This is a genomic window from uncultured Paenibacillus sp., from assembly GCF_963515335.1.
GTDB lineage: Bacteria > Bacillota > Bacilli > Paenibacillales > Paenibacillaceae > Paenibacillus_I.
Genome location: NZ_CAUPYC010000045.1, coordinates 1 through 21,997 on the forward strand (window position 1 = coordinate 1; position 21,997 = coordinate 21,997).

At 58.3% G+C, this 21,997-nt stretch carries 22 protein-coding genes; all 22 read right to left on the reverse strand.

Going from position 1 to position 21,997, the window contains the following annotated elements:
- Positions 1–170: 170 nt before the first annotated feature.
- Positions 171–317 (reverse strand): hypothetical protein, encoded by a 147-nt coding sequence (locus RWM61_RS13940; RefSeq protein WP_314001795.1) that lies wholly within the window; start codon positions 315–317, stop codon positions 171–173.
- 50 nt (positions 318–367) lie between these two features.
- Positions 368–1,066 carry an HD-GYP domain-containing protein gene (locus RWM61_RS13945; RefSeq protein WP_314001797.1) on the reverse strand — a complete coding sequence of 233 codons (699 nt, stop codon included), beginning with the start codon at positions 1,064–1,066 and terminating at the stop codon, positions 368–370.
- 92 nt (positions 1,067–1,158) lie between these two features.
- Positions 1,159–2,622 (reverse strand): methyl-accepting chemotaxis protein, encoded by a 1,464-nt coding sequence (locus RWM61_RS13950; protein ID WP_314001799.1) that lies wholly within the window; start codon positions 2,620–2,622, stop codon positions 1,159–1,161.
- Between the two features lie 326 nt (positions 2,623–2,948).
- Positions 2,949–4,469, reverse strand: a complete 1,521-nt coding sequence (gene lysS / locus RWM61_RS13955; protein WP_314001802.1) for a lysine--tRNA ligase — start codon at positions 4,467–4,469, stop codon at positions 2,949–2,951.
- A gap of 69 nt (positions 4,470–4,538) precedes the next feature.
- Positions 4,539–5,015, reverse strand: coding sequence for a transcription elongation factor GreA (gene greA, locus RWM61_RS13960; RefSeq protein WP_314001804.1), 477 nt, complete (start codon positions 5,013–5,015; stop codon positions 4,539–4,541).
- Positions 5,016–5,278: 263 nt separating this feature from the next.
- Positions 5,279–6,274 (reverse strand): tRNA dihydrouridine synthase DusB, encoded by a 996-nt coding sequence (dusB, locus tag RWM61_RS13965; RefSeq protein ID WP_314001806.1) that lies wholly within the window; start codon positions 6,272–6,274, stop codon positions 5,279–5,281.
- 34 nt (positions 6,275–6,308) lie between these two features.
- Positions 6,309–6,518 carry a helix-turn-helix transcriptional regulator gene (locus RWM61_RS13970; protein ID WP_314001808.1) on the reverse strand — a complete coding sequence of 70 codons (210 nt, stop codon included), beginning with the start codon at positions 6,516–6,518 and terminating at the stop codon, positions 6,309–6,311.
- Complete coding sequence (gene folK, locus RWM61_RS13975; RefSeq protein ID WP_314001810.1) at positions 6,470–7,051, reverse strand: 2-amino-4-hydroxy-6-hydroxymethyldihydropteridine diphosphokinase; 582 nt, start codon at positions 7,049–7,051, stop codon at positions 6,470–6,472. Before folK ends, RWM61_RS13970 begins: the two co-directional genes overlap by 49 nt.
- Complete coding sequence (folB, locus tag RWM61_RS13980) at positions 7,029–7,415, reverse strand: dihydroneopterin aldolase (RefSeq protein ID WP_314001812.1); 387 nt, start codon at positions 7,413–7,415, stop codon at positions 7,029–7,031. The genes folK and folB overlap by 23 nt, the downstream gene beginning before the upstream one ends.
- Before the next feature lie 67 nt (positions 7,416–7,482).
- Positions 7,483–8,340: a dihydropteroate synthase gene (gene folP, locus RWM61_RS13985; RefSeq protein ID WP_314001814.1), complete on the reverse strand. Its 858-nt coding sequence runs from the start codon at positions 8,338–8,340 to the stop codon at positions 7,483–7,485.
- Positions 8,337–9,245 carry an aminotransferase class IV gene (locus tag RWM61_RS13990; protein ID WP_314001816.1) on the reverse strand — a complete coding sequence of 303 codons (909 nt, stop codon included), beginning with the start codon at positions 9,243–9,245 and terminating at the stop codon, positions 8,337–8,339. Before RWM61_RS13990 ends, folP begins: the two co-directional genes overlap by 4 nt.
- Positions 9,242–9,823, reverse strand: coding sequence for an aminodeoxychorismate/anthranilate synthase component II (gene pabA / locus RWM61_RS13995; protein ID WP_314001819.1), 582 nt, complete (start codon positions 9,821–9,823; stop codon positions 9,242–9,244). The genes RWM61_RS13990 and pabA overlap by 4 nt, the downstream gene beginning before the upstream one ends.
- On the reverse strand, positions 9,820–11,385 hold the full coding sequence (locus RWM61_RS14000; protein WP_314001821.1) for an anthranilate synthase component I family protein: 1,566 nt from the start codon (positions 11,383–11,385) through the stop codon (positions 9,820–9,822). Before RWM61_RS14000 ends, pabA begins: the two co-directional genes overlap by 4 nt.
- A 170-nt stretch (positions 11,386–11,555) precedes the next feature.
- Positions 11,556–12,494 (reverse strand): cysteine synthase A, encoded by a 939-nt coding sequence (gene cysK, locus RWM61_RS14005; RefSeq protein ID WP_314001823.1) that lies wholly within the window; start codon positions 12,492–12,494, stop codon positions 11,556–11,558.
- A 128-nt stretch (positions 12,495–12,622) separates the two neighbouring features.
- Positions 12,623–13,615, reverse strand: coding sequence for a peptidylprolyl isomerase (locus tag RWM61_RS14010; protein WP_314001825.1), 993 nt, complete (start codon positions 13,613–13,615; stop codon positions 12,623–12,625).
- A 15-nt stretch (positions 13,616–13,630) separates the two neighbouring features.
- Positions 13,631–14,569, reverse strand: coding sequence for an Hsp33 family molecular chaperone HslO (gene hslO, locus RWM61_RS14015; protein WP_314001827.1), 939 nt, complete (start codon positions 14,567–14,569; stop codon positions 13,631–13,633).
- Positions 14,570–14,580: 11 nt separating this feature from the next.
- The gene (locus tag RWM61_RS14020) at positions 14,581–15,351 is read right to left on the reverse strand and encodes a type III pantothenate kinase (RefSeq protein WP_314001829.1); all 771 of its coding nucleotides are present in this window, start codon (positions 15,349–15,351) and stop codon (positions 14,581–14,583) included.
- Positions 15,348–16,229 (reverse strand): carboxylating nicotinate-nucleotide diphosphorylase, encoded by an 882-nt coding sequence (gene nadC, locus RWM61_RS14025; protein WP_314001831.1) that lies wholly within the window; start codon positions 16,227–16,229, stop codon positions 15,348–15,350. Before nadC ends, RWM61_RS14020 begins: the two co-directional genes overlap by 4 nt.
- On the reverse strand, positions 16,222–17,835 hold the full coding sequence (gene nadB, locus RWM61_RS14030) for an L-aspartate oxidase (protein WP_314001833.1): 1,614 nt from the start codon (positions 17,833–17,835) through the stop codon (positions 16,222–16,224). Before nadB ends, nadC begins: the two co-directional genes overlap by 8 nt.
- A gap of 71 nt (positions 17,836–17,906) precedes the next feature.
- The gene (nadA, locus tag RWM61_RS14035; RefSeq protein ID WP_314001835.1) at positions 17,907–18,845 is read right to left on the reverse strand and encodes a quinolinate synthase NadA; all 939 of its coding nucleotides are present in this window, start codon (positions 18,843–18,845) and stop codon (positions 17,907–17,909) included.
- Between the two features lie 466 nt (positions 18,846–19,311).
- Positions 19,312–21,306, reverse strand: coding sequence for an ATP-dependent zinc metalloprotease FtsH (gene ftsH, locus RWM61_RS14040; protein ID WP_314001837.1), 1,995 nt, complete (start codon positions 21,304–21,306; stop codon positions 19,312–19,314).
- A gap of 108 nt (positions 21,307–21,414) precedes the next feature.
- Positions 21,415–21,954: a hypoxanthine phosphoribosyltransferase gene (gene hpt, locus RWM61_RS14045; protein WP_314001839.1), complete on the reverse strand. Its 540-nt coding sequence runs from the start codon at positions 21,952–21,954 to the stop codon at positions 21,415–21,417.
- Between the last annotated feature and the right edge of the window lie 43 nt (positions 21,955–21,997).

Genomic DNA, 21,997 nt, shown 5'->3' on the forward strand with positions numbered 1-21,997 from the left:
TCCCTTGCGGAATGACAGGGCAGTTTCGCTCGTTGTTCAGTTTTCAAGGAACAAATGGTGTTTTCTTTTCGGCGCAAGCCGGGAAAGAAAAACCGTAATGTTCGTTTCTTTCTTTCATCGCTGCCTCTCAGCGGCGACTTGATTAATATATCACAGACACCAGAATGAAATCAACCTCTTTTTTCTGTGTTTACAATAGAAAATTTTGCAACGTCGGAAACAGGCTCTTCAGAACGGTATGCATTCGGCGCATACCCCTCCAGTACTGCGGCGGGCAGTTGCGCGTTCTGCCCATGTTCCTGAAGAAAGCTGCCCATAACAGAACGGTCTCTCCTGCCAGCCCGCCGCTCCTACTTTTTTGTATTAATCAGATGGTTGACGCATATGGAACTGACGCCAGGTCCAGAACATGCCGAACAACGTCGGGATGAAACCAGATGCCGCCGAGCCGTTCGATTTCCATCAGGGCGACACCGCTGTCGCGGGCGTTCCGATAGCTGCGTCGCGACGTTATGGCATCATACGTATCGGCGACGCGTATAATGCATGCGGCAAGCGGAATCTCCGTTCCCTTGAGGCCGTCCGGATAGCCTGTGCCGTCCCAGTTCTCATGATGATGCTTTACACCGGGAAGCAGAGTGTGAAGCGGATCGACCGGCTCCAGAATTTGAACGGAAATCAGCGGATGAGATCTAATTTCCTCCAAATCCCTTTCCGACAACTTGCCCTTATGGAACAGGATGTGGTCGGCGATGCCGATTTTACCGATGTCATGAAACAATCCGGCCAGACGGACGCTCTCGCACATGGGTGCCGACAACCCCATAGTGCGCGCGATGCGATGAGACATTTCGCTCACCCTGCTGGAATGTCCCCTTGTATAGGGATCCTTGGCTTCCAGCGCGGCAATCAGCGAAGCCATAATGCCTTCAATCAGACTCTGATTGGCCAGAACCTGGTGATCAAGATTCACTGTTACTGCCTTCAACTGACGGAACGCCTGCAGATAATCGCGTTCCTTCCGGACGATCTCACGATGAAAATAATGAAACAAGTATGTCTCCATAAAATTCTCCTGTCCGTCTCATCTCTATCTCTATCTCTATTGTATCTTTTCTCTTTTAATATATTCGTCTGTCAGGTTTGCCAAGCAGTGCGTCAGCTTTCCATCCATTCGTTAGCAATATCCATGGCGGCTTTGAATCGCTCACGGCCGGCCGTTACAAGACTTTGTCTGGCCGATTCCACGTTTCCCTCGAGCATCCATGCCGCATTCCTGTTCTTCACGACGTCAAAAGCTTCCCATGCTTCGCCGAGCCATTGGCAATACTGCTTGTCGCGCTCCGTCTGCGCACGGGCTGCAAGCGCATCCCAGCATTGTTTCAATACCGATTCCTGCTGCTCTTTCCTTCGATGCCATTCCCGTACGGCATCCGGGCCGTCCGCCTCCATCATGGCGACCATAATAGCCCGTATACCCATCGCGCACTCCATCCACCTGTCTACTTCCTTCTGGATGGGGTGACTGTCTGACGGGGAAGGCAGCTTGAACTGAGAGATGACGGAACGGAGCGACAAACTACCGTTGTATGCATCCTGTATGGTTTCGTTAATACCCGCCAAATTGCTTTGTTGAATTTCTGCAGAGGCAAGCACTTCCTCCGTACCGGCCGCTACCTCTTCGATCATGGCGGATGTCTGATTGGCGGCATCCGTCATGGCGAGCGTACTGCCGGTAATCTCCTTCAGCTTGCCGTCGACGGATGCCATCTGCTCGACGATTTGCCCCAAGTAGCCCTCCATGGCCTCGTATTTGAGAGAAGCGGCGCTCATGATCCGTTCCCCGTCTCCGACGATTACTTGCATCTCGTCAATCGACTGCTTGAGTTCCAGCGTGTTAGAGGTAACGGCTTTGATCGCATCCTGGATACTTCCTGTTTCATCCCGCGCCTGCACCGCAAGCTTGGACACTTCGCGGGCTACCACGGCAAAGCCCAAACCTTCCGCACCGGCGCGGGCCGCCTCGATATTGGCATTGAGCGCCAACAGCTGCGTCTGGGCCGATATCTCCTCTATAGTTTTGGTAAGAAGGGCGATTCGCTGCACCGCTCCTTCAAGCGAAGACATCTCCTCGCGAAGGCGCATACCCTCTCCTCGAATGGCCTCCATTTGATCCATTGCGTCCATAATTTCCTTGCGGCCCGCCGCCGCTTCTCCGGCATAGTGCCGAGCTTCACGAGCCACTTCATCGCTGTACTGCCCCACCTCTGTCAAGTAACCATGAACACGGTTCATTTCATCGGCCATATCGGTCAGGTGTTCCGAAGCGTCCTGCATGCCTTCCGCCATCTCCCGGATTGTGGCCGTTACCGTCTCCACTTGCTCCTTGACTGATTCGGACTGCTGCCCGGCAATCTCCATTCTGCGGTGCAGATTACGGGAAGTGTGATCCACAACGCGAATAACGGACGTCAGGCTGCGGATCATCCGCCTGAGCGGCTGCAGCATGGGCGTATCACGAACCGCCCGGGTATCGGACTTGCCCGTAAAATCACCGGAGGCCAATTGCGTAAACTGCTCGTTCATCTGCCTATAAACAGACGTTCGAAATAGAACAAACATGCTGACTCTCTCCCCTTCTAATGACGGATATGAACTTTCGCATAAAAAAGAAGCCGCACTCATGCCGAAGAGATTCACACACTTGTGTAATCAATCTCTCACGGAACCCAGAGCTGGCCTCTTTGCCGAATCGCTTACGTCGTTGTAAACGATAATTATGTCGAAAATCCTGCTTAGTATAGATGTCATTATAAATAACATGTTAAATCGTGTCAACTTATATATGTCATGTTATCTAACACTATCGTAAGAATTAGTGATTTTACTGACAAAAAAACTGCGGACACCAATGGGTGTCCGCGGGTGACTCTCCTTGCTATCAAGTTTTACTCGCCCGCACGCTCCCGCATCAGCGGGAACAGCAGCACGTCACGGATCGACGGCGCGTCCGTGAGCAGCATGACCAGCCGGTCGATGCCGATTCCGAGTCCGCCCGTGGGCGGCATGCCGTACTCCAGTGCGCGGATGAAGTCATCATCCATCTCATGCGCCTCGTCGTTGCCGTGCTCGCGCTCCAGGAGCTGGGCCTCGAACCGCTCGCGCTGGTCGATCGGGTCGTTCAGCTCGGTAAAGGCGTTCGCATGCTCGCGCGCCACGATGAACAGCTCGAACCGGTCCGTGAAACGCGGATCGGATTCGCTTTTTTTCGCCAAGGGCGAGATCGCGACAGGATGGCCTGTAACGAACGTCGGCTGAATCAGCGTATGCTCGACCAACGTTTCGAAGAAAGCGTTCAGGATATGCCCGAACGTCATGTGCGGCTCGACCGGCACGTTATGCTCCTTCGCCAGACGATGCGCCTCTTCGTCGGTCATCTCCGCCGCGAAGTCGACGCCCGTCGCTTCTTTCACCAGATCGACCATCGACACGCGGCGCCAAGGCGGAGCCAGATCGACCCGCTGCCCTTGGTACATGATCGTCGTCGTGCCGAGCACTTCCTGCGCAATATGGGCAATCAGGTTCTCCGTCAAAGCCATAATATCCTTATAATCGGCGTACGCTTCGTACAGCTCGATCATCGTGAACTCCGGATTGTGGCGTGTCGAAATACCCTCGTTGCGGTAAACGCGGCCGATTTCGTACACCTTCTCCATCCCGCCCACGATCAAACGCTTGAGATGAAGCTCAATCGCGATCCGCATGTAAAGCTGCATGTCAAGCGCATTGTGATGCGTGATAAAAGGACGCGCTGCCGCGCCGCCGGCAATCGCGTGCAGCGTCGGCGTCTCCACTTCGAGGTAGCCGAGGGAATCAAGATACCGCCGCATCGATTGAATAATCCGCGACCGGGTAACGAACGTCTGCTGCACGTCCGGATTCATAATCAAATCGACGTACCGCTGCCGGTAACGAAGCTCGACGTCCTTCAAGCCGTGGAATTTCTCCGGGAGCGGCAGCAACGACTTCGTCAGCACTTCAAGCTCCTTTGCCTTAACCGACGTCTCGCCGGTCTTCGTCTTGAAGACGGTGCCCTTCACGCCTACGATATCGCCAAGGTCGAGCAGATCGAACGCTTTGTATTTCGCTTCATCGACCGAATCCTGACGGACATAGATCTGGATTTTGCCGGATAAATCCTGAATATGGGCGAAAGCGGCCTTGCCCATTCCGCGCTTCTGCATGATGCGGCCGGCCAGGCTCACCTCCACGTTCTGCGCTTCGAGCTCCTCCTTGCTGGTGTCCGCATAGGCATCCAGAATTTCCTTTGCGCTGTGCGTCCTTACGAACTTGCCGCCGAACGGGTCCACGCCGAGCGAACGAAGCTCGTCCAATTTATTGCGCCGGATCTGCAGAAGCTCGCTCAGCTCCCGCTCCTGCACGTTCTGCTCTTGATTTTGTGTGTCCAAACGTTTCATCTCCTTCACAAATGAAAAAGCTTCCGAAGGAAGCTTTTTTGAGTACGCCGCGTCATATACTTACTTCTTGATATCCACGATTTTATATTGAATGATGCCGGCCGGTACGCTCACATCGACGATCGCGCCTTTGTTCTTGCCCAGAATCGCCTTGCCGACCGGACTTTCGTTCGAGATCTTGTTTTTCAGCGGATCGGCCTCGGCCGTGCCGACAATGGCATACTCCATCGTGTCGCCGAACTCGACATCCTCTACCGTCACGATCGAACCGATGCTGACCGTGTTCGTGTCAATTTCGTCGTTATTGATAATACGCGCGTTGCGCAGCATTTTCTCCAGCGTGATAATGCGGCCTTCGATGAAAGCCTGCTCGTTCTTCGCATCCTCATACTCGGAATTCTCGCTGATATCCCCATAACCGATGGCGATCTTGATCCGTTCGGCCACTTCGCGGCGTTTGACCGATTTCAGGTTCTCCAGCTCTTCCTCCAGCTTCTTCAAACCGTCCTGAGTCAGAATGATCTCCTTATCGCTCATCTAACCGATTCTCCTGTCATGTGCAAATTTTCATACGCTGAATGAATCCCCGTCGCGCACCGTTACGTTTGAAAATGGCGGCCCCGCCTCGGCAGCCGGCTTATACAAGCTGCATTTACGGACTTCAGGCGGAATGTTATTGCATGATTATATTGCATAAAAGCATCGGCTGTCAATCATACCCAACCTGTCCGGCCGCCTATGTAAACGTTTCACGCCATCATGCAAGGAATGCCGCGCGGCAATCCGCGCGGCGTATCCCATCAATGAGCGACGGTCTCCCCGGCATCCTCGAGGGAACGTACGTATTCGCCCAATATGCGCACCATATTATCGCGATCCGTTTCTTCCATGATGACGTCCTTGACCCGGGCGGCGCCGGGAAGCCCCTTCAAATACCACGCCAGATGCTTGCGCATTTCGCGTACGGCGGTCGACTCGCCCTTGAGCGCGATCAACCGGTCCATATGAACGATGGCGATCCGGATTTTCTCCGCGGCATCGGGCTCCGGCAGCAGCTCGCCGGTCGTCAAATAATGAATCGTGCGATACAGCATCCACGGGTTGCCGAGCGCGCCGCGGCCGATCATCACGCCGTCGACGCCGGTATGATCCAGCATCCGTCTCGCATCCTCCGGGGAGAACACGTCGCCGTTGCCGATCACGGGAATGGATACCGCTTGTTTGACATCCTTTATAATATCCCAATTGGCTTTCCCCGTATACAACTGCTCCCGGGTACGGCCATGGACGCTTACCGCCGAGCCGCCGGCCCGCTCGACCGCTTGGGCATTCTCGACTGCATAAACATGCTCGTCGTCCCAGCCGATCCGCATTTTCACCGTAACCGGCTTGTCGACGGCTTCGACCACGGCCGACACCATCTCGTAAATTTTACTCGGATCAAGCAGCCAGCGCGCGCCCGCGTCGCATTTCGTCACTTTGGGCACGGGACAGCCCATGTTAATGTCGATAATATCCGCGTTCGTCTGCCGGTCGACCACCTTGGCCGCTTCGACGAGCGATTCCCGGTCGCCGCCGAAAATCTGCAGGCTGAGCGGCTTCTCGCGCTCGTCGACGAACAGCATCTCCATCGTCCGCTTGTTGCCGTGCAGAATCGCTTTGTCGCTGACCATCTCCGCGCAGACGAGACCGGTTCCGAATTCCTTGGCGATCAGACGGAAGGCCGGATTGCACACGCCTGCCATCGGCGCCAGCACCACCCTGTTTTTCATCTCGATGTCCCCGATTTTCAACATGTCGCACCGTACTCCTTTCCTTCGCGTTCAGGCGTTATTTGCCGCTTGCCGTCAATTCCTCATAACCGATGCCGAGCGATTCGGCGATTCGTTCCAGCAGCTTCGTCTCGGGCTTGCGCGTCCCCCGCTCCAGGGAGCCGAGCACCGCGACCGACACGCCCAGGCGGTCGGCCAACTGCTGTTGGGTAAAGCCCTTCAATTTTCGAAAAGCGCGGATGCGCTGTGCCAATTGATCGTATTCCATAATGCAATGCCTTCCTTTCCCTGCCTGAGCGCCTCCCGGGCGGCGGCCTCGACGGCCTCCTTAAGCGGCGAAGCGTCCTTCAGCACATCCCGCAGCGGAACGAGCACGAACGCGCGATCCATCATGCGGGGGTGCGGCAGCGTCAGCTCTTCGGATGTCATAATGATGTTCTGCATATAAAGCAAATCCAGATCGATCGTCCTCGGTCCGTTGCGCATCGTTCGGACCCTGCCCAACTGCCGTTCGATATCGAGCAAAGCGCGCAGCAGCCCAACGGGTTCAAGCCGGGACCGGACGGCGGCCGCCATATTGAGAAAAGCCGGCTGGTCGGCGTACCCGACCGGGTCGGTCTCGTAAATGCCGGAAACGCGAATGACCGACATGTCCGGGTGCCTGTGGATCCTCCCCAGCGCCTCGGTCAGCATGTCCATGCGGTCGCCCAAGTTCGACCCTAGCGCCACATAAGCTTCCGGCCACGCCGCTTCGGCGGCAGGGCCGCGGCCCGCGCCTTCAGGCGGGAATGATTCGTCCATGCGCATCCCGCTTTCTGCGAAGCTCCACGGTAACGCCGTCGAAATGAATGTCGAACGGCGGATGCGGCTTCGTCAGCCTTACCGTCACTTCGTTTATAATAGTATAAGTGTCGAGAACGGCGGATGCAACACGGCCCGCCACCGCTTCAATCAGCTTCGACGGGGGGCCTTCTACGACGGATTTCACAAGCGCGTAGACCTCGGCATAGTTGACCGTTCGCGATAAATCGTCGGATTTCTCCGCGTCATGCAAATCGAGCAGCAGTTCGAGCTCCAGACCGAACCGCTGGCCGAGCCGGTTTTCCTCCGGAATCACCCCATGATAGCCGAAAAACTGCATCCCTCTCAAGGTCATTTTATCCATGAACGAATCACTCCCTTCCGGGGCGCGGGCCGCTTCGCCACCCGCGCCCCACGGCGGCCTGCCGTCGTTATTCCCGCACATCGGCCCTGCGATAAACGATCGCGTCGGTCATCGCCGCGACCCGCTTCATCGGCTTTACATCATGGACGCGGACGATTTGGCAGCCTTGCGCAATGCCCAATGCGACGGTCGCGCCCGTCCCCTCCACCGCATCCCCGGGCGGAAGCCCCAGCGTTTCGCGAATGAACCGCTTGCGGGATGTGCCGAGCAGCACCGGATACCCGAGCGCCGCGATCTCCTCAAGCCGACCGAGCAGATCAAGGTTATGCCCGTAGTTTTTGGCGAAGCCGATGCCCGGATCCAGCCAGATCCGCTCTTCTGCCACGCCGGCGGCCAGCGCGGTCTTCACGCCCCGAAGCAGATCGTCAAGCACATCCGGAACAAAATCCCCGTACTCGACCGCCTCGCGGTTATGGCTGATCACGACCGGACAGCCCCAGGCCGCCGCAACGGCGGCCATGCCGGGATCCGCCTGCAATCCCCACACGTCATTGATGATATGCGCACCGGCCTCGAGCGCCCGCTGCGCGGTTTCCGCCTTATAGGTGTCGATCGACAAAGGCATATCCGGCAGCGCTTCGCGCACGGCGCTTATGACCGGCAGCACCCGGCGAAGCTCCTCCTCCAGCGGCACCTGCGCCCCGCCGGGCCGCGTCGACTCGCCGCCGATGTCGATGATGTCCGCGCCTTCGGCGGCCATCACGCGCGCATGCTCCACAGCCGCCGCAACGTTGTCGTAGCGGCCCCCGTCGGAAAAAGAATCCGGCGTCGCATTCAGAATGCCCATAATCAGCGTTCGCCCGCCGAGCTCAAGCCGGACGCCGCCCGGCAGCTCATAACTTCGTTTCCATACGACCGGCCTCATTCCGGTTTTCCCCCTTTGCCATCGTCGGTATACCCCGTCATGCCGCGGTAAGCGGCAAGCAAGCTCCGCGTCACCGGTCCGATCCGTCCGTCTCCAACCGTCCGCGCACGGCCCTCTATATCGGTTAAAAGCGTCACGGGAACAATCTCCTGCACGGAGTTGGTCAGCCATACTTCATCCGCGCGAAGCAAATCGTCCCACCCGAAAAAGCCTTCCTCGCCAGGCACGCCCAGCGACTTCGACAGCTCCATCGTGATCGCCCGGGTAATACCGGGTAAAATGCCGTTGTCCGTATGCGGCGTCCAAACGGTGCCGTCCCTGACGAAAAACAGATTGCTGACCACGCCTTCCGCCAGCCTGCCCTCGCCGGTTAGCATCAGGCCTTCCGCGCCAGGCGAAGCGCCGGACGCCAGAAGCTCCCGCCTCGCGATAATATTGTTCATATAATGGAGCGATTTCAACCGGACCGGCGTTTCCGGCGTATTGCGGCGCGTCCGAAGCAGCCGCAGCTCCTTGCCTTCCCGATACAGCCTTTCGTCCATGGGGGGAAGCGGCTTGACGAGCAGCAGCGCGTTCGGCCGAACGTAATCGCCCGCCGGCAATCCAAGCTCGCCGACGCCCGCCGTCACCGTCAACCGTACGTAAGCGTCGGCGCCGGCCAGCCCGTTTGCGGCCAGCAGCTCCGCCAGCCAAGCGCGAACATCCTCTTCCGCCATTTGCCCAACGATGCCCAGCATTTCACAGCCGGCGCGCAGACGGTCCAGGTGACGGCCAAGCTGAAAAGGACTCCCGCCGTACGTCCGAAATGTCTCGAACAGTCCCATTCCGTACAAAAAGCCGTGATCGTATACCGGGATCACGGCTTCGCCCGCCTCGATGACGGACCCGTTATAACCGACCTTCATCGTGCGGCTTCGGCGCGCGACTTCAGGAAGTTCCGAAGCAGCGTCAAGCCGTTCTCCGTGATGATCGACTCGGGGTGGAACTGCACGCCTTCGATCGGGAATTCTTTGTGCCGCAGCCCCATAATTTCTCCAGCCTCCGTCTCGGCGGTAATTTCCAGGCAGTCCGGCAGCGTATCCTTTTTGACGATCAGCGAATGGTAACGGGTAGCCGTGAACGGAGACGGAATGCCCGTAAAAACGCCCTTGCCGCCATGATGCATCTCCGACGTTTTGCCGTGCATCAGATTATCCGCCCGGACCACCTCGCCGCCGAACGCTTGTCCGATCGCCTGATGGCCGAGGCATACGCCGAATATCGGCACTTTTCCTTTAAAATGCTCGATCAGGGCCAGACTGATTCCCGCCTCGTTCGGCGAGCAGGGCCCGGGAGAGATCAGGATGTGGTCGGGCGCCAGCTCTTCGATGCCTTTCAAATCGATCTCGTCGTTGCGCTTGACCACGATCTCTTCCCCGAGCTCGCCCAAATATTGCACCAGGTTATACGTAAACGAATCGTAATTATCGATCACCAGAATCACGGTAGGGCACCTCCTTCTTCGCAATACTGAACCGCCTTCCAAAGCGCCTTTGCCTTGTTCAGCGATTCATAATATTCCCGTTCAGGCTCCGAATCGATCACGATGCCGGCGCCGGCCTGGATATGCGCGAGCCCGTCCTTTACGATCATCGTCCGTATAATAATATTAAATTCCATATCGCCGTCATAGTCAATCCAGCCGAGCGAGCCGGTATACGGTCCCCGCCTTGTCGGCTCCAGCTCCTCGATAATTTCCATCGTGCGGATTTTCGGCGCCCCCGTAATCGTCCCTCCCGGAAAAGTCGCGGCAATCACATCGAACGCGTCCTTGCCCGATGCCAGTTCGCCTTCAACCTGCGACACGAGATGCATAACGTGCGAGTAGTATTCGATGACCATAAAATCACGGACCTTGACGGTGCCGTATGCCGAAATCCGCCCCAGATCGTTGCGCTCCAGATCGACGAGCATGATATGCTCCGCCCGCTCCTTCTCGTTCGACCGCAGCTCCTCCGCCATATGCCCGTCCTCTTCCGGCGTGCGGCCGCGCCTTCGCGTCCCCGCGATCGGCCGGGTCGACAGCCGACCGGCCCGCAGCTCAACCAGCAGCTCGGGCGATGCCGATACCAGGCTGAAATCGGGGCAGCGCAGGAAACCCATATAAGGAGACGGGTTCACCAGCCGCAGCCACTCGTACAGCTCGTCTGGCTCGGCGTCCGTCGCCTTGCTCTGCCGCAGCGACAAGTTGACCTGAAACACGTCGCCTTGCCCGATGTAGCCGCGAATTCGGGAAACGGCATTCATGTAATCGCCCTTCGGAAAAGGAGAGGCCAGTCCCTGCATCGCCTCGATATCGATATGCATGCTGTCCGAGGAGAGCAGCTTCCGACGGGCGGTTTCGCGGGCAGCCTCTTCCGTTGAAGCGGCATCCGACACGATCCGCTCCCATAAGGCCGCCATCTCCTCCAGCTTGCGAACCGCGTATTCATAGGCTGTTTCTAACCATGAATCACCCGCTGTGTGCGAAGGCGCGCCGTCAATCGCAGTATGCACCGAGCAGTACAAGGCTCGCTCCACATGGTCGATAATCCACAACTCGTCGAATTGCAGGAATAAATAGTCCGGCAAGCCCAAATCGTCGGCCGCCAGCTCGGGCAGCCGCTCGATGGAGCGAATAATATCATAGGACCAGAAGCCGGCCAATCCGCCCGTCCACTTCGGCCCTCCCCCGACACGGGGACCCTTGCGGGAACGCATATGTTCGCGTACCACTTCGAGCGGCTTGCCATGAATAACCCTTGCGTCCGCCGCGCCCGCCTGCATAATCTCCGCATGTCTGGAATATCCGCGAATCACGGCGGAAGGGCGCAGGCCGAGATAAGTGTAACGTCCGTCCTTGCCGCTCTCCAGCACGATCGCATGCTCCGACGCCGCCTTCCACGCGCCGGTCCACGTTCGCAGCCGATCCCCATTCTCCGCCAGCGGGATGCGCCGCAATAACGGCAGCGTCGTGCAGCCTTCCCGGCGCCAAGCGGTCCACTGCGCCAAGCTTGTCGTTTCCATCGCTCTTCCTTCCTCCAAGCCTCACGCCCGGTCCATCCATATTGCCAATAGTATGAGAAAAACTTCGATCGAAGTCAACACACGAAGATGAGCGGCCGCGTTCAGCCAACCAAAAAGCACCCCCGACCGAAATCGGAGGTGCAGTTGTGCTGTTGCCGATCCAATTCGGATCAGTTATCGAAGTTGAACAGCGGCGTGCTCAGGTAACGTTCGCCGTTGGACGGAACGATCGCAACGACGCGCTTGCCTTTGCCCAGCTCTTTCGCTACCTTCAGCGCGGCGTAGATCGCGGCGCCGGACGAAATGCCGCAGAGAATGCCCTCTTCTTTGGCGGCGCGGCGCGCGTATTCAAACGCTTCCTCGTTCTCCACGGTAATGACGCCGTCGTAAATTTCCCGGTTCAGGATATCCGGAATGAAGTTGGCGCCGATGCCCTGGATCTTGTGCGGGCCCGGCTTGCCGCCGGACAGAATCGGGGAAGCGGAAGGCTCGACCGCATAAATCTTGATGCCTGGGAAGCTTTCCTTCAGCACCTCGCCCGCACCGGAGATCGTGCCGCCGGTGCCGATACCCGAGATGAACGCATCCAGCTTGCCGTCCAGCGAGTTGATCGCTTCGACGATTTCCGGGCCGGTCGTTTCGCGGTGGATTTTCACGTTCGCCTGGTTCTTGAACTGCTGCGGCATGAAGTAGCCCGGATTCTCGTTCACGATTTCCTCGGCTTTGCGGACAGCGCCGTTCATGCCCTCGGAGCCCGGCGTCAGCACGATCTCCGCGCCGTATGCGCGAAGCAGGTTGCGCCGCTCGATGCTCATCGTTTCCGGCATAACGAGAATCGCTTTGTACCCTTTCGCGGCAGCGACCAGCGCGAGGCCGATCCCGGTGTTGCCGCTTGTCGGCTCGACGATCGTGTCGCCCGGCTTGATGCGTCCTTCTTGCTCCGCCACTTCGATCATGCTGATGGCGATCCGGTCTTTAACGCTTGCACCCGGGTTCTGGTACTCCAGCTTGACGTAGATTTCCGCGCTGTCTTCCGGCACAAGACGGTTCAAGCGAACAAGCGGCGTATCGCCGATCAGATCGGTTACGCTGTTTACAATTCTGGCCATGTTGGAAGAGCCTCCTTATTTCCGACTAATTTAGTAGGTTTTGATCTGTTTTTATCTTATCAACCGCAGGCTCACGTTGTCAATAGCCAGTTTATCGCCCGGACAGTTCCTTCATCATTCATAGCGTTTCATGCTCCGTTCACGGGCTCACGGACAAACTCCGCGCCGTATTTGGCGAGCAGGCTGTTCTCCACCTCCGGAAGCGGATCGGCCTTCTCCAGCGCCAGCTGCTTCCTCACCCTCTCCCGCAGTCGGCGGTTGTCCGGCGTCTCGACGATCGTTCGTTCGTCGAGGCGCACGACGGCCCAGCCCCTATCGACTTCAACCGGACCGGTTACGGCGCCCGGCTGAATCGCACCGACCGCCTCGAGCAGGTCCTCGTCGACGAACGGGTCGGAGGCGTCGACCGTGCCGATCGAGCCGCCGTTGTCGGCCGAAAATTCATCGATGGAATAAGCCCTCGCGAGCGCATCGAACGATTCGCCCGCTTCCAGCATGCGAAGGATCTCTTCCGCCTCCCCGCTCGTTGCCGTCACGATCCAAGACAACGCCAGCCTTACGGTAGGCTCGAATTGCTCCGGATTGTCGCGTATATAAGCCTCCACCTCGTCGTCGCCGATATCGACCGAGCGTACCGCGATTTTCTCCAGCAGCAGCCGCTGCCTGACATCGGCGATGACGGTTTCCCGGTCCATACCCAGCTGCTCCTTCATCGATGCGAAGAACGCCGCCTCGTCGCCGTAGCCTTCGATCATGAGGTCGAGCTCTGCCTGCAGCTCCTCCGGCGTAACGTCAAGCCTGTACGCCTCGGCCTCCAGCCTCACGGCTTCCTTTACCAGCATCGCCCGCAGTACGGATTCGCCGTATTGCTTCTCCAGCTCCCGCTGAAGCATCCCTTGCGTAATGACGGTATCCCCGATCGAAGCGACCGTACGGCCGTCCGGGCGGCCGGAGACGCCGCCACCGCCCTCCCCGCCGGCATTCGGCGCGGGCGGATCGCCCGGCAGTGGAGGCTCCGGCCGGTTATCCGGAACGAGCCGAACGGCGACGATCACGGTCAATACGATTAGACAGACGGCTTGAAGGATGACGACGGCCTTCAGCGCGTTCAATTTGTTCATGAATCCGGCCCCCGCTTATTGGATCGGCTTCGGCTTGGCTTGATCCAACAGGCTTTCAAGATGCGGACGGTCGAAAATGTAAGTCTCGTTGCAGAAATGGCATTCGACTTGCGCTGTTCCTTCTTCCTCGATCAATTGCTTCAGTTCCGATTCGCCCATACTGATGAGTGTTTGCTCCACGCGCTCCCGCGTGCATTTGCACTTGAAAACGACCGGCATCTCATCGTGAATCGTGAGGTCGTCTCCGACCGCGAACCCGAGTATGCCTTCCGGCGTTTCCCCTTGATCGAGCAGGGCGGTCACCGGCGGCATCACCGCCAACGCCTGCTCAAGCCGCGTAATATCCGCATCGGACATGCCCGGCATAAGCTGAACGATGAAGCCGCCTGCCTGCAGCACCGAGCCGTCCGTATCGACAAGCACGCCGAGTCCGACCGCCGAAGGGGTCTGCTCCGACGAGGAGAAATAATAGGTGAAATCTTCCGCGAGCTCCCCGGAAATGATCGGGACGCTTCCCCGATACGGCTCCTTCAACCCCAAATCCTTAATGATGTGGATATGGCCGCTTCGTCCAACCGCGCCGGCCACGTCCAGCTTACCCTGCGGGTTGCCGGCCAAATGCACCTGCGGATGATCCGCGTAGCCGCGCACCTCGCCCTTCGCATTGGCATCGACGACGATCTGGCCGATCGGGCCGTCCCCTTTGACCTGTATGGTGAGCTTTTCTTCCCCCTTGAGCATGGCCCCCATCATCGCGCCCGCGGTGGCCGTTCGCCCTAGCGCCGCCGTAGCGGTCGGATAAGTATCGTGCCTGCGCCGCATCTCGTCGACCAGTGCGGTCGCGCGCACCGCGAACACGCGGATTTTGCCGCCCCAGGCGGTTCCTCTCACCAGCACGTCTTTCTTCGCTATCGTTTCCGGTTGGCCGGTTGGTTCCCTGTCCATTTCATTCATCCCTCCGTTCCTTAAGCTTCCATGTTGCGGTCGTATATAATCCGCAATCCGTCCAGCGTGAGCAGCGGATCGACCTCCTGAATCGCCTCCGACTCGCCGGCAATGAGCTCCGCCAGTCCGCCGGTCGCAATAACGCGCGGATTCGTTCGGAACTCGGCCTTTATCCGGCTGACGATGCCGTCTACCTGACCTGCGTAGCCGTAAATAATGCCTGCCTGCATCGACGTCACGGGATTGCGCCCGATAACGCTTTTCGGCTTCACCAGCTCGATCCGGGGCAGCTTGGCCGCCCGTTGGTACAGCGCCTCGGTCGATATGCCGATGCCAGGCACAATCGCCCCGCCCAAATAATTGCCCGCCGGGTCGATGTAATCGAACGTCGTGGCCGTGCCGAAATCGACCACAATCAGCGGCGGGCCGTATTTCTCGATCGCCGCGACCGCGTTGACGATCCGGTCGGCTCCCACCTCGCGCGGATTCTCGTAACGAATGTTAAGTCCCGTCTTGATGCCCGGTCCCACGATGTACGGGGTCTTGCGAAAATAGCCGCTGCACAGCTGCTCCAGCGTGCGCATCAGCGGCGGCACGACCGACGAAATGATGACGCCGTCGATGTCGCTCATCTGCAGCCCCGCATACGCAAACAGATTGTGGATCGTGATGCCGTACTCGTCGACGGTGGCGGACCGGTTCGTGCTGAGCCGCCAATGGTGAAGCAGCCGCTTGCCCCGGTATATGCCCAATACGATATTTGTATTCCCTACGTCAACGACGAGTATCATTCCGCGCGGCCTCCCGGTTTCTTCCCGCCCAGGTCCAGGCTGATGTCCAGCGCGTCGAACGAGTACGTCAAGCCTCCGACAGAAATGACATCCACGCCCGCGGCCGCGATGCTCCGCACCGTATCGAGCCGTACGCCGCCCGACGCCTCGACGGTAACGTGGGGAGCGCGCGACTTGATGCAGCGCACCGCTTCCGCCATCCGTTCCGGCGGCATATTGTCGAGCATAATGATATCGGCTCCGGCGCCGAGCGCTTCTTCGACCTGCTCGAGCGATTCCGTCTCCACTTCGATCGTCATCGTATGGGGAATGCGCGCCCGCGCCGCTTCCACCGCTTCCCGGATGCCGCCGGCGCCCTTGATATGGTTGTCCTTGATCATGACCGCGTCGTACAAGCCGAACCGGTGGTTGGCTCCGCCGCCTACGCGTACCGCATACTTCTCAAGCAGCCGGTGGCCCGGCGTCGTCTTGCGGGTATCGACCAAACGGACGGGCAGCCCATCCAGCGCTTCGACGAACCGGCGGGTTTTCGTGGCGATGCCGGACAACCGCTGCATCAGGTTAAGCGCCAGCCGTTCGCCGGTCAGCAGGCTGTGGACGCTTCCTTCGACCTCGGCAAGCACCGTCCCTTTTGCAACAGATGTACCGTCCTCGACCATCGGCCGAAACGCCAGCGACGGATCGACGAGATGAAAAACAAGCCGCGCCACCGGCATGCCCGCAATGACGCCGTCCTCCTTCACATGAATAACGGCCGTTGCGGTCCGCCCCGCCGGGATGGTCGTCTCCGTCGTGACATCGCCGAAGCCCACGTCCTCCGCCAGCCATGCCGCAATCTGCTCCCGGATCGCCTGATTATACCGGTTCAACTCAAACATCGTCGATTCGCTCCTCCATCATCCCGAAGTCCCGGTGCAGCACGGTGTGCTTGCGCCAGAGCAGGTCGTCCCGTTCCGGAAAATCTTCCCGCGAATGCGCGCCCCGGCTTTCCTCCCGCGCAAGGGCCGCCTGCGTCGTCAGCAGGGCGCAGGTCAGCAGGTTCGCAAACTCGTACTCCTCCCGCTTCGTCAGCACGGTCTGAAAAATCGGCAGCTGCCGCTTCAGCTCTTCAAGCCCCTTTTGCAGCCCTTTGGCGTCGCGGCGCAAGCCGGAATAACGCACCATGATTTTCTGCAGCTTCAGGCGCTTCTCGACGACCGCTTGAATCGACGAGGCGCTGCGCACCGAAGCGATTTCCATCTCCCGCATGTCGGTTAACGGCTCGAGCTTCTCGATGCGCTCCACAATTCTTCTCCCGAAAACGATCGCCTCGGACAACGAGTTGCTGGCAAGACGGTTCGCGCCGTGCACACCGGTCGACGAGACCTCCCCGCACGCGAACAGACGTTTAATATTCGTCTCTCCGCTCAGGTCGGTTTTGACGCCGCCCATCATATAATGAGCCGCGGGGGCTACCGGAATCCAATCGGTCGTCAGATCGAGGCCGTAGGTCAGACAGAATTCGTATATATTAGGAAAACGATGCTTCACGAGCTCCGCCGATTCATGGGTGATGTCGATGTAGACGAACGTCGACTTCGTCAGCTCCATCTCGCTGACGATCGCCCGGGCGACCACATCGCGCGGCGCAAGCTCAAGCTGCTCGTGATAGCGCTCCATGAACCTTTCCCCTTTGATGTTGCGCAGCACGGCTCCCTCCCCGCGAACCGCCTCGCTAATAAGGAAACGGGGCGCCCCGGGGTAGCACAGCGATGTCGGATGAAATTGAATGAATTCCACATCCTGGATATAGGCGCCGGCCCGGTAGGCCATCGCGATGCCGTCGCCGGTCGCAACGTCCGGATTCGTCGTATAACGGTACAGCTGGCCGGCTCCGCCCGAGCACAGAATCGTCGCCTTGCCGCGGACCAGCACCCGCGTGCCGTCCGGCTTCTGCACGAGCGCGCCGCAGCATTCTCCGTCCTGCGTGATCAGGTCGATGACGAAATGATCGTCCCACACCTCGATATTCGGATCATCCTTCGCCTTCTCGGACAACGCCCTCACGATTTCATAGCCGGTCGCATCGCCGTTCGCATGCAGAATACGGCGCTGACTGTGCGCCCCTTCTTTGGTGAGCGCATATTCGCCGTTCTCCCGGTCGAATTGCGTGCCCATCCGGATCAAATCCCTCACGCCTTGCGGCCCTTCATGCACAAGCACATCGACGGCGGCATGCTTGCATAAACCCGCTCCTGCGATCAGCGTATCCTGACGGTGAAAGGCCGGCGAGTCCTCGGGGGACGTCACCGCGGCAATGCCGCCTTGCGCGTAGCGGGTATTGCTGTCGAGCAGCGACTTTTTCGTGATCATCAGCACCGAATGGCGCTCGCTTGACTTGATGGCGGTAAAAAGACCGGCAATGCCGGCCCCGATTACGATCACGTCCGTATCGACCACGGGGAGCCTCTGCAGCTCCTCGTCGACCAAATATCTTGGAATCATCGGGCGTCCTCCACTTCCCTGCCGACGGCCGGCAAATTGACTCCGCTTGTCCGGGCATGAAGCAGCGCATGCTACTTCACTTGCAGCATGCGCTCCAGAGATAAACGGGCTTTGTCGGCCACTTGAGGCGGCACATAAATTTGCGGCTGCATCGTTTCCAGACACTTCACGAGCTTTTTGAGATTGTTCACTTTCATATTCGGGCAGACGAGGTATTTGGTGGCGAAATGAAACGTCTTGTCCGGACTGTCGAGCCGCAGCTGGTAGCCGGTTCCGTCCTCGGTGCCCACGATGAATTCCTTATGGGCCGACTCCTTGCAGAACTTGATGATCGCCGTCGTGCTGCCAACGAAATCGCCGAGCGCCACAACCTCCGGACGGCACTCCGGATGGACGACGAACAGCGCTTCCGGATGCTTCGCCTTCATCTCCTCGACGTCTTTCACGGTCAGCATGTCATGCGTATTGCAGTAACCCTCCCATAGGATCATTTTCTTGTCGGTATGCTGCTGTACGTAGTGGCCGAGATTTTTGTCCGGAACCCAGATCACCTCGTCGCTTTCCACCGAGTTGACGACCTTGACGGCGTTCGCCGACGTGCAGCAAATATCCGTCTCCGCCTTGACCTCCGCCGATGAGTTGATGTAAGTGACGACCGTGGCGTTCGGATGCTGGGCCTTCAACTTGCGCAGCCCCTCGACATTGACCATGTCGGCCATCGGGCACCCCGCGCGCTCGTCCGGGATGAGCACCGTTTTGTTCGGAGCGAGAATTTTGGCGCTTTCCCCCATAAAATGCACGCCGCAAAAAACGATCGTGTCCGCGTCCGTCTGTGCGGCCTTCTGTGCGAGCAGAAATGAATCGCCGCGGAAATCCGCAACCTCCTGGATCTCGTCACGCTGATAATAATGAGCAAGAATAATGGCATTGCGTTCTTTCTTCAACTGCAGCAGCCGCTCGCGCAATTCGCGGTTCTGTTCCGCTTTGCGCTCAAGCGCCAAAGCTTCCATTGTTAATCCTCTCCTTCATAGCCCGAAGACATTGTTCCCCGAGGCCGCTTGACGATACCGGCAGTCTGTCCGGCGAGGCGATCGCGCGGGCGCACAGCCCGGCCAAACCGGCGAATCAATTATAGTTAACAACTAATTTACACGTCCCGTCTGGGGCTGTCAACAAAAGCCCGGCCCATCTTCGCGCCGTTGCAGTGAGCGATCTCACGCAGGGCCGTGCTATATTCGCCGCACGTTCCGTTATCGGCCGCCGAGCCGTTTTTTAGTTATGACCATGATCACCCGGATTCAGTCATCGTTAAGCCCGTTTGACGACTTCTCTCACTGGGGATCGAAGGAGATAAAGGCTTCACTGGCTGAAAGCTTGAAATTCATCTTAAGATACTTTCCATGAAAGGAACCGACTACCGACAAAGGGCTTCCGCCGAATGCAATTCGGTGGAAGCCCTTGTCTCGTCTGCGCGGTTCAACCATTCGTCGAGCCGTTGCCGCCGTTGTTGTCGCCCGGCGGCAGCGTGCCCTCGCCCGGCTCCTTGGACTGGATCCGAACGCGGACATTGCCGAGCGTATCGATGCTCGGTTCGCCGGTCGTTTCGGCCGGCGTTCCATCTCCGCCGCCTTCCCCATCGATCGATCCGGTATCGATGAGCCGCTTGATTTGCTCAAGCTCGAGGGTTTCTTCCTTGAGCAGCGTCTGGGCGATCAGATGCACCTCGCGGTTTTTCTCGTTCAGGAGATCCTTGGCGCGGTTATAACAATAGTTGATGATATTCTGCAGCTCCTGGTCGATTTCATAGGCGATCGCATCGGAATAATTCTGCTCATGCCCGATGTCCCGGCCGAGGAACACCTGCCCTTGTGTGTTGCCGAACTGAAGCGGTCCGAGCTTCTCGCTCATCCCGTATTCCATGATCATGCTGCGCACGATCGAGGTCGCTTGTTTGAAATCGCTGTACGCGCCGGTGCCGATTTCGCCGATAAACAGCTCCTCGGCCACACGGCCGCCGAGCAAACCGGTTACCTTATCGAGCAGCTCCTGCTTCGTCACCAGCATGCGGTCTTCCTTCGGCAGCATGATGACGTAACCGCCGGCCCGGCCGCGCGGTATGATCGTCACCTTGTGCACCGCATCGGCGTGCTCAAGGAAATAGCCGATAATCGTATGGCCGGCTTCGTGGTAAGCGACGATCCGCTTCTCGCGGTCGCTGATCACGCGGCTGCGCTTCTCCGTACCGACGACAACCCGGTCGATCGCTTCGTCCACCTCGATCATTGCGATATCCTTCTTGTTGCGGCGCGCCGCCAGGAGCGCCGCTTCATTCAGCAGGTTTTCCAGATCGGCGCCGGTGAAGCCGGTCGTCCGCTTGGCGATCACTTCAAGCTTGACGTCCTTGGCCAGCGGCTTGTTGCGGGCATGCACTTTCAGCACCGCTTCGCGGCCTTTTACGTCCGGGCGGTCAACCGTGATTTGCCGGTCGAAGCGGCCGGGACGCAGCAAGGCAGGGTCAAGAATATCCGGGCGGTTGGTTGCCGCAACGATGATGATGCCTTCGTTCGCTCCGAACCCGTCCATCTCGACGAGCAGCTGGTTCAGCGTTTGCTCGCGCTCGTCATGTCCGCCGCCGAGACCTGCGCCCCGTTGACGGCCGACGGCGTCGATCTCGTCAATAAAGATGATACAAGGCGCGTTCTTCTTCGCGTTCTCGAACAGGTCACGGACGCGGGATGCGCCGACACCAACAAACATTTCCACGAAATCGGAACCGGAGATCGTGAAGAAAGGAACGCCCGCTTCCCCTGCGACGGCGCGCGCAAGCAGCGTTTTACCGGTACCCGGAGGCCCGACGAGCAGCACGCCCTTGGGAATGCGCGCGCCGACGGCCGCGAACTTGCGGGGATCCTTCAGGAATTCGACGACCTCGACGAGCTCTTGCTTCTCCTCGTCGGCGCCCGCCACATCCTCGAACGTCACCCGCTTCTTCTCTTCATTATAAAGGCGCGCGCGGCTCTTGCCGAAGTTCATCACCTTGCCGCCGCCGCCTTGGGCTTGATTGATCAAGAAGAAGAACAGGATGAAAATAATCACAAACGGAATGATCGAGGTAAGGAATGTGAGCCAAATGCTCGGGCCTTGCATCTTCTTCATCGTTAAATCGAAATCGTTGGCCTCCGAAGCTTCGACCACTTCCTGAACCGCGAATTCTTCCGCGCTCATCCGCGAGAAAAACTCCTTGTTCTCCGCGCCGCTCGGTGCCTTTCTATATTCACCAGTGACCAAGTAGGACATGCCGTCAAACTTCAGCGTCAATTCAGCAACGTTATTGTTGGCGATTTCCTGCCGCAATTGATCGTAGCGAAGTTCTTGGGTTGTGTCGTTTTGGTTGCTGATAAATTGAACGATCCCGACGGTCACCAAAAATATAAGCAAATAAAATCCAGTGTTCCGGATGATCCGATTCATCCCCTACCTCCTCTCAAGGCGCATAAAATATTTTACCATAGCAGGTTGGCCCATCTCAATAGAACCGGGAGGCGGGGCATGCCAGGCAATTGCTGTGTACGGATGCCGCTATTTGCTGTATACTTCGGGCTTCAGAATGCCGATCAACGGCAAGTTGCGGTATTTCTCCGCGTAGTCGAGCCCGTAGCCGACCACAAAAGCGTCAGGCAGGGTGAAACCGGTATAATCGGCCTCCAGATCAACCGTTCTTCGGGCCGGTTTGTCAAACAAGGTTGCGACAGTGACCGATTTGGCGTTCCGCCGCTCCAGCACATCGATCAGGTAGCTAAGGGTCAGTCCGCTGTCGATGATATCCTCGACGATCAGCACGTCGCGGCCTTCCACCGGTGTGTCCAGATCCTTCACGATCTTGACGACGCCGGACGATTTGGTCGACACTCCATAGCTGGAGACAGCCATGAAATCGAGCTCGAGCGGGATGCTCATGCTCTTGACCAGATCGGCCATAAAAATAAACGCGCCTTTGAGCACGCAAATGACAAGCGGATTGCGGCCGTTGTAATCCCGGCTCAGCCGCTCCCCCATATCCCTTACCTTCTGCTGAATCTGCTCCGCGTCATACAGAACCTCTTCAATGTCGTTAAGCAACGTTCGGAACCCCCATCGGTTTGCCGCTCCTGCCGCGAGCCGT